This window comes from Protofrankia sp. BMG5.30 (genome assembly GCF_001983005.1).
In the GTDB taxonomy this organism is placed as follows: Bacteria; Actinomycetota; Actinomycetes; order Frankiales; family Frankiaceae; genus Protofrankia; species Protofrankia coriariae.
The window spans coordinates 96,681-111,135 of sequence record NZ_MOME01000016.1; the positions used below are offsets into that span (position 1 = coordinate 96,681).

Here is a 14,455-nt window from a genome sequence, read left to right on the forward strand (position 1 = left end):
AGCAAAATCCATCGTCTGCTGTCGCCGTCGGTCACCGTCACGCCCGCCGGGCCTGTTCGCGCACCTGGGCGAGCAGCCCGGCCAGGCGGTGTACCCGCGGGTCGGCCCGCAGCCGCTCCACGGTGACGGGCCGGCCGTCGGCGTCGGTCACCGGCAGCCGCCAGTTCGGGTACGCGTCCACGGTGCCGGGCAGGTTCGGTTGACGCAGGTCACCCAGGGCGTCGCCCGGCGCCGCGAGCACGATCCGTGCCGGCGAGCGGACAAGCAGGCCGTGCAGGGCGAAAGCGACCTCGCGCAGCACCGACCGGTCGAGATCGTCCACGGCGGTGGGAGCCACGGTCAGCAGGCCCTCGGCCCGTAGCAGCGCGATCAGCGCGTCCCGTTCCCGCCGCCATGCCCGCAGCTCGGCATCTGGTGAGTGTCGCAGCAGGCCACGGCGGGCCCGGACCCGCACGTGCGCGCCGGTGAGGTAGCCGGCGACGGTGGGCAGGTCGTGGGTGGTGATGCTCGCCATCGCCGGTTCCCGCCAGCGGCGCGGCGGCAGCGGCTCACCGTCAGCGTCGCGTTCGAACCAGGCGACGGTCGAGCCGAGCACCCCGGCGCGGGCCAGCCGCGCCGCGACCGAGGACTCGACCGTGCCGAGATCCTCACCGACGACGAGCGCCCCGGCCCGGGCCGCCTCGAGTGCGAGCAGTCCGAGCATGGCGTCGGCGTCATAGCGGACGTAGGTACCGCGGGCCGCGGAGTTCCCGGCCGGGATCCACCACAGCCGGAACAGGCCGAGGATGTGGTCGACCCGGATGCCGCCACCCCGGCGGAGCACGGCGGCGACCATCTGCCGGAACGGCGCGTAGCCGGTCTCCGCCAGCCGGTCGGGCCGCCACGGCGGCAGCGCCCAGTCCTGGCCCTGCTGGTTGAACCCGTCCGGGGGCGCGCCCACGGTCGCGCCGGCGGCGAAGACGTCCCGCAGCGCCCAGGCGTCCGCGCCACCCGGATCCACGCCGACCGCGAGGTCGTGCACGATACCGACGGTCATCCCGGCGTCGCGGGCGGCTGCCTGCGCGGCCGCGAGCGCGGCGTCGCAGGCATGCTGCAGCCAGCGGTGGAAGGCGACCCGTTCCCGCAGCTCGACGCGGGCGGCGGCGACGGCGGGGCTGTGCGGGTCGCGCAGGTGCGCCGGCCAGCGCCGCCAGTCCGGGCCGTGCCGTTCGGCAAGAGCGCACCAGGTCGCGAAGTCGGTGAGGCCGTCGTGCCCCGTCTCCGGTCCGTCCGCCTCGCCGGGCCCGGAGACCTCGCCGGATCCAGCGACCTCGCCGGGCCCGGAGGCACTGAACAGCAGCTCCAGGGCGGCGAGCTTGGCCCGCCATACCGCGTCCCGGTCCAGCAGCCCGGCGCGGCCCGCGGCCGGCCCGGCCTCCCCCGGGTCGTCCCCCGCCAGCCCACCATGTTCCGGCCTGCTGTCCGCGGGTTCGGCGGCCACCAGCCCGGTATCCGCGGGCTCGCCGTCCCGCGGCTCGTCCGCCGGCGGTGGGTCGGCGGCGGCCGCGGCGCGGGCGGTGGCGGCAAGCTGGTCGACCCGGGTCCGGGTGGCGGCGTCCGCCCGGGCGTATTCGGGCAGGTCCTGCGGACGCAGGTACAGCGGGGAGGCGAAGCGTCGGCTCGCCGGAAAGTACGGGGACGGTTCGACGGGAAACGTCGGGGCGGCCGCGTGCAGCGGGTTGACCAGCAGCACGTCGGCGCGCCCGCCCTCCTCGCCGCCGGACCAGGCCGCGAGGTCGGCGAGGTCGGCGTAGTCGCCCATCCCCCACGAGCCGGTCGACCGCAGCGCGTACAGCTGGATCATCCATCCCCAGGCGCGGCCGGGAACGGCCCCGGCCGGGCCGGGCACCGCGTCCGGCACGACGACTAGCTGTGCCGTGGCCGTGACGGCACCGGCTTGCAGTCGCAGCACATGATCGCCCAGTGGCAGGCCCGCGGGCAGGGCCAACGGGACGCCGAGGAGCTCCCGGCCGTCGACCCGCCGTCGCCCGACGGTCGCACCCCATCCGGTGAGGTCGCGGCGCCCACCGTCCTCGAGCTCCAGCTCGGCGACGGGGACCGTGCCGGCGGGCACTCGGGCGATCACCGGTGTGGGCGCGGACCGCCGGACGATCACACAGGCGGGCAGCGGACGCCGCCACGGCGCGTCACGAGCCGTGGCAAGAGCCGCGGCCGGGTCCGCCGTGTCGACGTCGAGCAGGCCGAGCACCGCCCGCACGACCTGCGGGTCGACGGTGACCTCCCGGTCGTCGGCGTCGACGTAACGGGTGGCGACGCCGTACACGTCCGCCAGCTCCGCCAGCGGAGGGTCGATGCCGCCTGCCCGGGCGGCGCGGCCATTCCCCGCAGCCTGGCCATCGGGGCCGCTGTCAGCACCGCTGCCGGCAGCGGTGCCGGTGCCGGTGCCCGGGCCGCTGCCGCTTCCTGCGCCGGTCCCCCTGTCGGTGCCGTTCCCGATACCGGCATCGGGGCCGGTGCCGGTATCTGAGCCGCCGCTACTGTCAGTGCTGCTGTCGGTGCTGCTGTCGCTGTCGTCAGAGGCCACGGCCGAATCCTCTCGCCCGCCGGGGCCCGTGGTCGGACGCCCGGGCGAACCCGGCCGGCCCCGCCGAGCTGACCTCGTCCCAACCGCCGGGAAGGCCACCGTCACTGCCCACCTCGAACGGTGCCGACCACAACACGTCCCCGGGAACCGGCAGTGACAGCCGCATGCGCGCGCCTCCGCGTGGAGCCTCCTCGGCCCGCACGCTTCCGCCGTGCATGGCCGCGGCATCGGCGACGATGGCCAGACCCAGCCCGGAGCCGGGCAGCCCGCGCGCGGACGCGGCGCGGTAGAACCGGTCGAAGACCCGCAGGCGGTCCTCCGGCGCGATGCCCGGACCCTGATCGGTGACGACGACCTCGCCGTTCCCGACAGCCACCAGCACCTCGCCCTGCGGAGGGGAGAACTTCACCGCGTTGTCGAGCAGGTTCGTCACCGCCCGTTCCAGCATGTGCGGCCGCCCGTCGACAGGGGACGAGACCGCGGTCACCACGATCTGGACGTTCTTCGCCTTGGCCCGCCGGCGCACCCGCTCCGCCGCGGCATGGACGATCTCGGTCAGATCGGTGCGCTCCACGTCCTCGGGGGGAGCTTCGTCGCGGGCCAGCTCGACCAGCTCGCTGACCAGCCCGCTGAGCTCCCGGATCTGGGCGTCGACGTCGCGCAGCAGCGCGTCCCGGTCGTTCGCGGGCAGCGCGCGCTGTGGGTTGGCCTCCGCCCGCAACAGCAGTTCGATGTTGGTGCGCAGGCTGGTCAGCGGGGTGCGCAGCTCGTGGCTGGCGTCGTCGACGAGCTCGCGCTGGCGGGCCCGGGAGGCCTCCAGGGCCCGCAGCATGCTGTTGAGGCTGCTGGCCAGCCGGGCAATCTCATCACTGCCAGTGACAGGTATCAGCGCGGACAGGTCCTGGGTGCGGGCTACTTCCTCGGCGGCGGCCGCGGCTGCGTTCACCGGTTTGAGGGACGCCCGCGCGATCAGCCTGCCCAGCAGCACCGCCCCGGCCACGCCGGCCACGCCCACCCCCAGCAGGATCAGCCCGAGGGTGCGCAGCGTCCTGTCGACGTCGGCCATGGGTCGGGCCAGCTGGATCGCGCCCGGGGTGCGGCCGGGGACGAACAGCAGGGGAACGGTCGCCACCCGGTAACGCGCACCATCCACGGTGACGGTACGCAACTGTTTGTCCGTGACCCCTTCGGCCACGGCGAGGTCGGTGTCGTTCACCGGCAGCGTCACCGACTGCCCCGCCCAGGTGGCCGTGCTGCCGTCCTCGAGGATGATCTGGGCCGGCAGGCCGAAGTTGGATCCGGTCAGCCATCGCGGGCCTCGAACGCCCGGTGGCATGCTCGGCATGACCGTCCGGGCCACCGCCTGGGCCTGCTCGGTCAGCTGGTCGTCGATGGAGTTGTTGAGCACGATCCCGGTCGAGGCGAGCGCCACGCCCGCGACCACGGCCACGACGGCGGCCACCGCGACGCCGATCAGCACCACCATCCGGTTGCGCAGCGACAGATGGCTGTGTGCGAAACGCCGCCGCCAGGATGTCCTGTCCTCGGCGGCACGTCCGGGACTTCCGATTCCGGCCGTCTCCACCGGCGCCCCCTGCTGCCACCCGGTGGTGTCCGGGCCGGGCCAGGCACTCATCCTGACCGCGCCGTCATGCCGGCGCCTTCACAACAGGCCAGAGCGTGACCGGGCGAGACGTGACCGAGCGGGGCGCGACCGAGCGGGGAGCGACCGAGCGGGGCGCGACCGAGCGGGGCGCGACCGAGCGGGGCGCGACCGGCCAGGATGCGGCGGGCCGGGACGTGACGGGCCGGGAGCCGGCCCGGCCACGGCGGCCGGGACGTCGTCCGTGCCTGTCCAACGCTTCCTCCCGCCGTCCGTCACACCCGGGCCTGCCGTGTCACCGGCGGCCATACCCGCCCATACCGTCCTCGCATCGCACCATCCGTCACGCCGTACCGCCCGTCACGCCGTACCGTCCGCGGCGCGCTGCCGGTCATGCCGTCTCCCGCAGGACATAGCCGACCCCACGGACCGTGTGCAGCAGCCTGGGCTCGCCGCCGGCCTCCAGCTTGCGACGCAGATAGCTGACGAACACCTCAAGGGAGTTCGAGGACGGACCGAAGTCGTAGCCCCACACCCTCTCCATGATCGTCGAACGTGACAGCACCTGGCGCTGGTGGGCCAGGAAGAGCTCGAGCAGGTCGAACTCGGTCTTGGTGAGGGTCAGCTCACGGTCACCACGGGTAACCTGCCGGCTGCCCGGGTCGAGCCGGACGTCGGAGAACGTCAGCACCTGCGGCCGCCCCGGGCCGGGGCCGGCGGAGTCCGCGGACCCGCCGGCGGCCACCGCGGCGGCGCTGGCCGCCCGGGCCGACAGCGACGCCCGGCGGGTGAGGGCACGCAGCCGGGCGAACAGCTCCTCCAACGCGAACGGCTTGACCAGGTAGTCGTCGGCCCCGACGTCCAGACCGCTCACCCGGTCGGCAAGCCCGTCACGGGCGGTAAGCATGAGGACGGGTAGGTCGTCACCGCGGGCCCGCAGCCGCCGGCAGGCCTCCAGGCCGTCCACCCGCGGCATCATCACGTCGAGCACGACGATGTCCGGCCGGTCGCGGGTGACGGCGTCCAGCGCCTCGGCGCCGTCCTGGGCGGAGCTGACCTCGTAACCTTCGAACCTCAGCGACCGTTCGAGGGACTCCCGGACCGCCGGCTCGTCGTCGACCACCAGTACACGCACATCTCACAGTCTGCCCGGCCCACACCGTGGCGGAAGCCGGTGCGAGCAACTCTCAGCTTCGCCTACCGTGATCCTTATCAGCGGTTCAGCTACCAGCCGTGTACCGGCCGCGCTCCCGCCGGTCGTGCTCCCACCGATCACGCTCCACGGCCGTGCTCCCCCGGCAGCGCCGGCCCCGATGGTGGAGCCGGCACGGCCGTGGAGCGCCGCGCGGGCGGGTTCAGCTGGAGCCGGACGCCGGACCGGACGACCGGCCGACCGGTGAGCGCGCGGGCCGGGGCAGCTCCGCGATGGGCCCGCTGTCGGTCACGTTGGCCGCCGCCCGCGGGTCGGCGCCGCCGTCCTCCTCCTCGTCGGCGCCCGGCCTCTTCTCCTCATCATCGTCGATCATGACGACCTCGCTGCGCTGGACGCTGCCGAGTTCGATGCCCTCGGCGTCCAGCGCCGCACGGAAGCGCTCCCGCAGGGCGCGGGCGATGTCCCACTGCTTCAGCGGCTGGGTCTTGACGATGACGCGCAGTGTGTAGCCGTCCGCGGTCATCGTCTCCATCCCCCACACCTCGGGTTCTTCGAGGATGGCGGCGGCGAACCGCGGATCCGTCCAGAGCTTGTCCGCCGTCCGTTTGAGGATCCGCTTGGCCGTGGCCACGTCGGTGTCGTAGTCGAGCGGTACGTCGAGCACTGTCCGTGCCCACTGCTGGCCCTTGTTCCCCACCCGGGCGATCTCGCCGTTGCGCACGTACCAGACGGTGCCCTCGACGTCGCGCAGGCGGGTGACGCGCAGGCTGACCGCCTCGACGTTCCCGCTGACCGGCCCCACGTCGATCACGTCGCCCACCCCGTACTGGTCCTCCAGCAGCATGAACATGCCGGCCAGGAAGTCCCGGACGAGGTTCTGCGCGCCGAAGCCGACCGCGACACCGACGATCCCGGCGCTGGCCACGATCGGCGCGAGGTTGATGTCCAGCTCGCCGAGGATCGTCACGAAGGCGATCCCGAAGACGATGATGGACGTGACGCTGCGCAGCAGCGACCCGACCGTCTCGGCGCGCTGCCGGCGCCGTTCCAGCAGCACGGCGGGATCGCCGAAGGCGCCCAGCAGCATCGTGCGCCCGGAACGCAGCAACCCTCCCGAGTTCCCGCTGGAGGCCCGGCGGGTCGTCCGGACGATGAACCGGTGCAGCAGCGACCGGATGAGGAAGGCCGCCACCAGGATCAGCACGATCTTCAGCGGGGTGCCGACGAAGACGTTGGCACCACCGGCAAGGTACTGACTGTGGGTGATGTCGTAGACCGTCCGGCACAGCACCCCGGGCTGATCTCCGCAGGCGTTCTGCAGCGCGTCCTTGAGCTGGTCCAGGCTGGGCGCCAGCGGGATGTCGGTCGGGGTCGGTACGGGCGCGCTCACGGACGCGGCGGGCGATGGCGCCGCGCTCGACGCCTCGGCCGCTGAGGGCAGTAACGACCCGAACGACTGGGCAAGCAGGAACGGGGAGTTGGCCACGGCCTCCAGTCAGCTCCTCACACGTGATCGGTTGGCGAATGTTCCGATGGACGTCCCCCGGGGATCCGGCCGCGTCCAGTCTTACCTGTGGACGCCAGCCCCCGGACGAGGGGGCTGGCCCCCGGCTATGACGCGCCGACGACGATCTGTCACACTGAGCGTGTGAAACACGAGCCGAGTTGCGCGGTGTGTCAATGATTACCCGACGACAATCGCGAACCCACTCGCGTTCGGGGCCCGAAGGCGGTTGACTGTCTCAGTGTCACCGGTGGCTAGCTCGTGACGGCCGCCATCCGGTAGGGCGAGGAGGTCGGCGCGTGACAGAGGCGCTGGTTCTCAATGCCACGTATGAACCGTTATGCGTGGTCTCACAGAGGCGTGCGCTGGTGCTCGTGCTCACCGAGAAAGCAGTCATGGTCGAGCCCGGGGACAAAGTTCTCCATTCGGCCACGTATACGGTCGAGGTGCCTGTCGTTGTGCGACTGGCCCGGTTCGTCCGTGTACCTTACCGCTCGCAGGTCCCCCTCACCCGCAAAGGGGTGCTGGCCCGGGACCATCACCGTTGCGTCTACTGTGGTGCGCCGGCGACATCGCTGGATCACGTCATCCCCCGCTCCCGCGGGGGCGCGCATGTATGGGAGAACGTGGTGGCGGCCTGCGGCCGCTGCAATCATCTGAAAGCCGACCGGGCAGTTGCCGATCTCGGTTGGCGGCTTCGCACGGCGCCTCGAGCGCCGAGCGGAGCCGCTTGGCGCATTCTGGGCAGCCGTCGGATGGATCCGCGCTGGTCGCGCTATCTCAGCTCCGACGGYGACGAGGCCGCGTCCGCCTGACCTCGGGCGGACGGGCCGGCCTCGCCGGGGTAACGGCGTCCTGGCGAGATGGCAGCGTCCGTCGGGGTGGCAGCGTCCCGTCAGGGTGACGGTGTCCCGTTGGTGTCGCCGCTCGCCGGGATCGCCAGATCGAACCACACCCGTTTGCCGTCGCCAGTGGTTTCCACACCCCACCCGCGCGCGAGCATATCGACGATCTTCAGGCCCCAGCCCGACTCCCCGTCATCGCCCGAGGCCCGTCTGGGCATCCGGGTACCTTCCCGATCATCGACGCTGACCCGTAACCGGTCCCCCTCCTGGTGGACGCGTAACACCAGATCGCTGCGGGCGTGCAGCACCGCGTTCGTCACCACCTCGCTGACGAGCAGCAGGGCGTCGTCCGCGACAGCGGCGAGACGCCGCCCGGTGAGGATCCGCCCGACCACCGAACGGGCCCGGACGGCCGACTCGGGCTCGGCCGGCAGCGCCACGTCCACCAGCGCCGGCCGGGACGGATAGGTGGTCATCACCAGCAGTGCCGTGTCGTCGTCGGTCTGCACGGCCACCCCGGCGGCGGCCAGGCACCGGTGCAGCAGCGCCCGCGCGGAACCGGACGAAGAAGCCCCCGCGGCGGGCACCCCGGCGTCCACCGCCGCCATACCCTCCCCCGCGCCCTCCCCCGCGCCATCCGCCGTGCCCTCTCCCGTGCCCTCCGTCGCGTTCTCCATCGCCTTGGCCAGCCCGCGGCGCAGCCGGTCCATGCCGTCCTCGAGCGGACGCCTGCGCGACTCGACGAGCCCGTCGGTGTACAGCACGATGCCGGAACCGGGCGGAAGCTCCAGCGACGTCTCCGAGAACACCCCGACACCGCCGACGCCGAGCGGCAGGCCCGGGTCGAGGACCAGGTAGTCCGGCTCCTCGTCGGGCATGACCAGCAGCGGTGGCAGATGCCCGGCGTTGGACACGGTGGCCCGCCGGGCCGCCGGGTCGTAGACGATGTACATGCAGGTCGTCAGGTGCAGCCCGGGCAGCGAGTCCACCACCCGGTCGAGCCGGGTGAGCAGTTCGGCCGGCGGCCAGTCCTCCAGCGCGTACGCCCGCAACGCCGCCCGCAGCTGCCCCATCACCGCGGCGGCGTGCAGGCCGCGCCCCATCACGTCCCCGATCGCGATCCCGACCCGGCCGCCGGGCAGCGCGATCACGTCGTACAGGTCGCCGCCGGCCTCCGTCCCGGCCGTTCCGGGGCGGTATTCCATCGCGATCTCCACCCCCTGCAGCGCAGGTGGGTTCTCCGGCAGGAGCGAGCGTTGCAGGGTGAGCGCGGACTCCTGTTCGACGCTGTAGAGCTGCGCGTTGTCGAGCGCGGCCGCCCCCCGCCGGGCCAGATGCTCGGCAAGGCTGATGTCGACGGGGGTGTACGTCTCCGAGAGGCGCAGCAGGGTGACAGCGCCGAGCACCCGGCCCTGCCCCGGCATCGGGACGGTGATGGTCGGCCCCTTCAGGAAGTCGGGGAAGGGGATGTCCGTCATCCCCGTCGGGGACATCCGCGCCAGCAACTCGTCGGTCAGATACGGCATGTACCAGGTCTGGCCCGTCCGCAGGACGAGGCCGGGCCCGTCCTCGCTGTCCAGCGTCGGCAGCCGGGAGGGGAGGAAGTCGCGCAGGAACCCGGCGGCCCGGCTGTCGCGGTGCACGATCGTGCCGAGGCGTGCCTTCTCGCCGTCCCGGAGGAAGACGATAACGCCGTCACCGAGCCGTGGTACCGCCAGCGCCGCGATCATATCGATGATCCGCTGTGGGTCGAGGGATCTCGACAGCACCAGCCCGGCGTCGGACAGATAACCCAGATGCTCCAGCTCAAGCCGGTCGGGGACCCGCTCACGGGGACGGCCCAGGATCTGGCGCAGCGGCATCTGGCCCAGTGACCAGGTCCCCCGGCCGATCTCGGCCAGGACGGCTCCGAGCCGGCCCGCCGCCGTCCCGGTACGCGCTGCCCCCGTCCGGCCAGCGGTCGCCCGGCCGGCGTCCGGCTGGACCTCGTCCGGACGGACGGGGCCGCCCACCGTGCTGCCGGCTCCGGCCGCGCCGCGGGCGGCCGGAGCGCGGCCGGCCCCGCTGTTCCCACCGACGTCGCTGGCAGCGCCGGCATCGCCACCGCCGCCGCCGCCGAATCTGCCGCTGAACGTACGGCCGCTCAGAGCGCAGCCGAGGCGTCCGGTTCGCTCATACACAGCCTGCCGGACAAGCACGAACGGACTGCGCACACCTTTTGAAGTCAGTTGATAACGTGCCGTCACCTCCTCCACCTGGCGAAGTCTAGTTCGGTTATCGGATACCGTGCCTGGCGACAGCCTCCTCAGCAGCCGGCCGAAGGCGGTTCGATCATTCGATATTCCGCGTCCGAAAGCCATCCTCACGATCGCCGGAAGGATCCGACGACGTTCGACGACGTTCATCGAGAGACGCCGGACAACGACAAATCCCCCGGGATTGGATGAGGCCATGGCTGACTGGTGGCTCGACGCAGTGCTGTACGAGGTCTACATCCGCAGCTTCACCGACTCCGGCTCCGACGGGGTCGGTGACCTCGCCGGCATCACCACCCGCCTGCCCTACCTGCGTGACCTCGGCGTGGACGGGATCTGGATCACTCCGTTCTACCGTTCCCCCATGGCCGACCACGGCTATGACGTCGCCGACCACCGTGCCGTCGACCCGCTCTTCGGCGACCTGGCCGCCTTCGACGCGCTGCTCACCGAAGCGCACCGGCACGGGCTGAAGGTGCTCGTCGACCTCGTCCCGAACCACTCCAGCAACGCCCACCCGGCCTTCCGCGCCGCGCTGGCTGCCGGCGCCGGCGCACCAGAACGGGACCTGTACATCTTCCGTGACGGACGCGGCGCGGACGGCGACGAGCCGCCCAACAACTGGGTGTCGGTCTTCGGCGGGCCAGCCTGGACCAGGGTCGCCGACGGCCAGTGGTACCTGCACCTGTTCGCGCCGGAACAGCCCGACTGGAACTGGCGGCACCCCCGCGTCCGCGACGACCACGACGCCACCGTCCGGTTCTGGCTCGACCGCGGCGTCGACGGCTTCCGCATCGACGTCACCCACGGCCTGATCAAGAACGACCTGCTGCCGGACAACCCGCCGCCCCCGCCCGACGGCATCCCCTTCTTCCGCGAGCGGGCCGAGCCCCACCACTGGGACCAGGAAGGCGTGCACGAGATCTACCAGCGCTGGCGCGCGATCGTCGAGGACTACCGCCGCCGCGACGGGCGGGCCAGGATGCTCGTCGGCGAGACCTGGGTGGCCGACCCCCGGCGGCTGGCCCGCTACGTGCGCCCCGACGAACTGCACCTGACATTCGCCTTCTCGCTGCTGACCGCCTCCTGGTCGGCGCCGGTCTGGCGGACGGCGATCGCCGCGGACCTGGCCGCCACCGCCGAGGTGGGCGCACCCACCACCTGGGTGCTGGCCAACCATGACGTCACCCGGCCGGCGAGCCGTTACGGCAGCGGCGAGACCGGCCTGCGCCGGGCCCGCGCCGCGCTGCTGACCCTGCTCGCGCTGCCCGGCCCGGTCTTCCTCTACCAGGGCGACGAACTGGGCCTGCCCGAGGTGGACGTGCCACCGGCATACCGGCAGGACCCCGTCTGGGAGCGCTCCGGGCACAGCCGTCCCGGCCGGGACGGCTGCCGGGTCCCCCTGCCCTGGTCGGGGCAGCGGACGCCGTACGGGTTCAGCGCGGACGGCGTGCCGCCATGGCTCCCCCAGCCCGACGGCTGGGCCGAACTGACCGTTGCCGCGCAGGCGCCTGATCCGCTGTCGACACTGGTCCTGGCACGTGGGGCGCTGGCGTTACGACGGGCGCTGCCCATGCTCGGTGCCGGCCGGCTGCGCTGGCGCGACGACACCCCGCCCACGGTCCTGGCCTTCGACCGCCCGGCGCCGCCGAGCGCCTCCGACGCACCGCCAGGCGCCTCCGACGCACCGCCGGGCGCTTCTGGTGCGCTGTCCGGGGCATCCGACGCACCATCCGGCGCGACCGGCGCATCGTCGGAGACGTCCCACACGCGCCGCCCGGCCGACACCCTGCCGGGCACCTCCAGCGTGACCGGCCTGACCTGCGTCATGTCCACCGCCGACACAGAGGTCGACCTGGTCATACCCGGACGTCTCGTCCTGGCCAGCAGCCCGGTCGGCTACGACGGAACCACCCTCACGCTCCCCCCGGACACGACGGTCTGGCTCGCGCCGCACCCCCGCTGATGCGGYGGGCAGCAACCGATGATCTGAAAAGATGCCGTTGGCCGCATCGGGGATGCCGTTGACCGCATCGGGCTCGCTGCCCACGATCCGTCCAGCACAATGGTCGCTGTGACCCAGCAACCGTCCGCGGCCCGTCCAACAGACACCTTCTACGACGCGGTAGGAGGCGAGGAGACCTTCCGCCGGCTGGTAGCCCACTTCTATGCAGGGGTTGCCGAAGACCCGTTGCTGCGCCCGCTCTACCCGGAGGGGGACCTCTCCGGCGCGCAGGAGCGGCTGCGGATGTTCCTCGTCCAGTACTGGGGCGGGCCGTCGACCTACAGCGAGCAGCGCGGGCATCCCCGGCTGCGACTGCGGCACGCGCCGTTCGCGATCGGCCCCTCCCAGCGGGACGCCTGGCTGGTCCGGATGCGGGCTGCTGTCGACGAGCTGAACCTGCCCCCGGAGCACTTCCAGCCCCTCTGGGACTACCTGACGATGGCCGCCAACTCCCTGATCAACCGCCCGGCGTAACCCCGGCGAGCACGCTCGTACCCACCTTAAGTACGTTAGGTAACGAGCCGTAATGGACGCCGCCCATGCGTCGCTGGGCACTGGCCGACGGGCACTCACCACGAAGAAGATCCGCACGATTCCGCACGATTTTGTCACTGCGTACGCAGAAACGTCCGAAAAGCGTACACAGCAACAAACTCGTGCAGATCATGGCCTGTGCGGGTGGTTGCGGACGGAATTCGCGCACCACCCGGCCGGCGCCGCTGGAGGAGAATTCTTTTGCTCTCGTCCCGACAGCCGCGCGGTGGCGGCCCCGGGAGCTAGTCCCGGGTGAGTTTGCGGTAGGTGACCCGGTGGGGACGGGCCGCTTCGGCGCCCAGGCGGTCGACCTTGTTCGCCTCGTAGTCCGCGAAGTTCCCCTCGAACCAGAACCAGCGGGCCGGATCGGCGTCCGTGCCCTCCCAGGCGAGGATGTGGGTGGCGACACGGTCGAGGAACCACCGGTCGTGCGAGATCACCACCGCGCTGCCGGGGAACTCCCCGAGGGCGTCCTCCAGGGAGCGCAGGGTCTCGACGTCGAGGTCGTTGGTCGGCTCGTCGAGGAGCAGCAGGTTGCCGCCCTTCTTGAGGGTCAGTGCGAGGTTGAGCCGGTTGCGCTCCCCGCCGGAGAGGACACCGACGGGTTTCTGCTGGTCGGGCCCTTTGAAGCCGAACGACGACACGTAGGCGCGGCTGGGCAGCTCGACCTTGCCCACGACGATGTGGTCGAGCCCGTCGGAGATGACCTCCCACACGTTCTTCTTCGGGTCCAGGCCCGCACGATCCTGGTCCACATAGGAGATCCTGACGGTCTCCCCGATGGTGAGCTCACCGGCGTCGGGGGCTGCCTGGCCGGTCAGCAAGGTGAACAGGGTGGTCTTGCCGACGCCGTTCGGGCCGATCACGCCGACGATGCCGCCGCGGGGCAACGAGAACGACAGGTCGTCGATGAGGAGCCGGTCGCCGAAGCCCTTGCGCAGCTTCTTCGCCTCGATCACGACGCTTCCCAGGCGCGGGCCGGGCGGGATCTGGATCTCCTCGAGGTCACGGGGACGCGCCCTGTCGGCCTCGGCCGCCAGCTCCTCGTATCGGGAGAGTCGCGCCTTGCTCTTGGCCTGGCGGGCTTTCGGGTTCGAGCGCACCCACTCCAACTCCTGGGCGAGGACGCGCTTGCGCTTGGCGTCCTTGCCACCCTCGACCTTGAGCCGAGCGGCCTTGGTCTCCAGATACGTACTGTAGTTTCCCTCGTACGGATAGGCATGACCGCGGTCGAGCTCGAGGATCCAGCCGGCGACGTTGTCGAGGAAGTAGCGGTCGTGGGTGACCGCGAGTACGGCTCCCGCGTAGCGGGCCAGATGCTGCTCCAGCCAGGCGACGCTCTCGGCGTCCAGATGGTTCGTGGGCTCGTCCAGCAGGAGCAGGTCGGGGGCTTCGAGCAGGAGCTTGCACAACGCGACCCGGCGCCGTTCTCCGCCGGAGAGTCTGGTCACGTCGGCGTCGCCGGGAGGCAGGCGCAACGCGTCCATCGCCTGGTCGAGCTGGCTGTCGAGCTCCCAGGCGTTCGCCGCCTCGATCCTGTCGATGAGGGCCGCCTGCTCGGCGAGGAGGGAGTCGAAGTCCGCGTCCGGCGCGGCCATCTTCTCGTTGATCTCCTCGTACCGGGCGAGGACCGCGCGGATCTCCCGGACGCCGTCCTCGACGTTGCCGCGGACGTCCTTCGTCTCGTCCAGCGGCGGTTCCTGCGCGAGCATGCCGACGGTGAAGCCGGGACTCAGCGTCGCGTCCCCGTTGCTCGGCTGGTCAAGACCAGCCATGATTTTGAGCAGCGACGACTTGCCCGCGCCGTTCGGACCGACGACGCCGATCTTCGCGCCGGGCAGGAACGACAGGCTGACGTCGTCGAGAACGACTTTGTCACCGTGGGCTTTGCGCACTTTGCGCATCTGGAAGACGTACTGCGCCATGCGGTCAACCTTATGGGTCTGGTGGGCCTGTCGGTCCGGCGGACCCA

General features: G+C 71.9%; 9 protein-coding genes. 3 read left to right on the forward strand and 6 right to left on the reverse strand.

The genetic code is table 11. From position 1 onward, the window contains the following. Window positions 1–37: 37 nt before the first annotated feature. The 4 genes from malQ to BL254_RS10485 form a co-directional block, all read right to left on the reverse strand. Complete coding sequence (gene malQ / locus BL254_RS10470; protein WP_076843201.1) at window positions 38–2,584, reverse strand: 4-alpha-glucanotransferase; 2,547 nt, start codon at window positions 2,582–2,584, stop codon at window positions 38–40. Continuing rightward, on the reverse strand, window positions 2,574–4,220 hold the full coding sequence (locus BL254_RS10475; protein ID WP_235433481.1) for a HAMP domain-containing sensor histidine kinase: 1,647 nt from the start codon (window positions 4,218–4,220) through the stop codon (window positions 2,574–2,576). Before BL254_RS10475 ends, malQ begins: the two co-directional genes overlap by 11 nt. Before the next feature lie 358 nt (window positions 4,221–4,578). Next, window positions 4,579–5,322 (reverse strand): response regulator transcription factor, encoded by a 744-nt coding sequence (locus BL254_RS10480; protein ID WP_043603195.1) that lies wholly within the window; start codon window positions 5,320–5,322, stop codon window positions 4,579–4,581. 220 nt (window positions 5,323–5,542) lie between these two features. Then, the gene (locus BL254_RS10485) at window positions 5,543–6,826 is read right to left on the reverse strand and encodes a mechanosensitive ion channel family protein (protein ID WP_052914554.1); all 1,284 of its coding nucleotides are present in this window, start codon (window positions 6,824–6,826) and stop codon (window positions 5,543–5,545) included. A gap of 317 nt (window positions 6,827–7,143) precedes the next feature. Here BL254_RS10485 and BL254_RS10490 point away from each other — a divergent pair, with 317 nt between their 5' ends. Then, window positions 7,144–7,659, forward strand: coding sequence for an HNH endonuclease (locus BL254_RS10490; protein ID WP_013872912.1), 516 nt, complete (start codon window positions 7,144–7,146; stop codon window positions 7,657–7,659). Window positions 7,660–7,739: 80 nt separating this feature from the next. On the opposite strand, the gene BL254_RS10495 is transcribed toward BL254_RS10490, so the two are convergent. Further along, window positions 7,740–9,935, reverse strand: a complete 2,196-nt coding sequence (locus tag BL254_RS10495) for a SpoIIE family protein phosphatase (protein WP_254858000.1) — start codon at window positions 9,933–9,935, stop codon at window positions 7,740–7,742. A gap of 205 nt (window positions 9,936–10,140) precedes the next feature. Here BL254_RS10495 and BL254_RS10500 point away from each other — a divergent pair, with 205 nt between their 5' ends. Together BL254_RS10500 and BL254_RS10505 are read left to right on the forward strand one after the other, a co-directional pair. Beyond that, entirely contained in the window at window positions 10,141–11,910 is a 1,770-nt protein-coding gene (locus tag BL254_RS10500; protein ID WP_076843202.1) for a glycoside hydrolase family 13 protein, read from the forward strand. Between the two features lie 99 nt (window positions 11,911–12,009). Next, window positions 12,010–12,423 carry a globin gene (locus tag BL254_RS10505; RefSeq protein ID WP_047222903.1) on the forward strand — a complete coding sequence of 138 codons (414 nt, stop codon included), beginning with the start codon at window positions 12,010–12,012 and terminating at the stop codon, window positions 12,421–12,423. A 302-nt stretch (window positions 12,424–12,725) separates the two neighbouring features. On the opposite strand, the gene ettA is transcribed toward BL254_RS10505, so the two are convergent. After that, entirely contained in the window at window positions 12,726–14,408 is a 1,683-nt protein-coding gene (gene ettA / locus BL254_RS10510) for an energy-dependent translational throttle protein EttA (RefSeq protein WP_047222904.1), read from the reverse strand. Window positions 14,409–14,455 lie beyond the last annotated feature (47 nt).

Bases quoted from the DNA above. Each gene is read 5' to 3' on its own strand.
- BL254_RS10505 (WP_047222903.1), top strand. From the start codon at position 12,010: ATGGTCGCTGTGACCCAGCAACCGTCCGCGGCCCGTCCAACAGACACC.
- BL254_RS10475 (WP_235433481.1), bottom strand. From the start codon at position 4,220: ATGAGTGCCTGGCCCGGCCCGGACACCACCGGGTGGCAGCAGGGGGCG.
- ettA (WP_047222904.1), bottom strand. From the start codon at position 14,408: ATGGCGCAGTACGTCTTCCAGATGCGCAAAGTGCGCAAAGCCCACGGT.
- BL254_RS10500 (WP_076843202.1), top strand. From the start codon at position 10,141: ATGGCTGACTGGTGGCTCGACGCAGTGCTGTACGAGGTCTACATCCGC.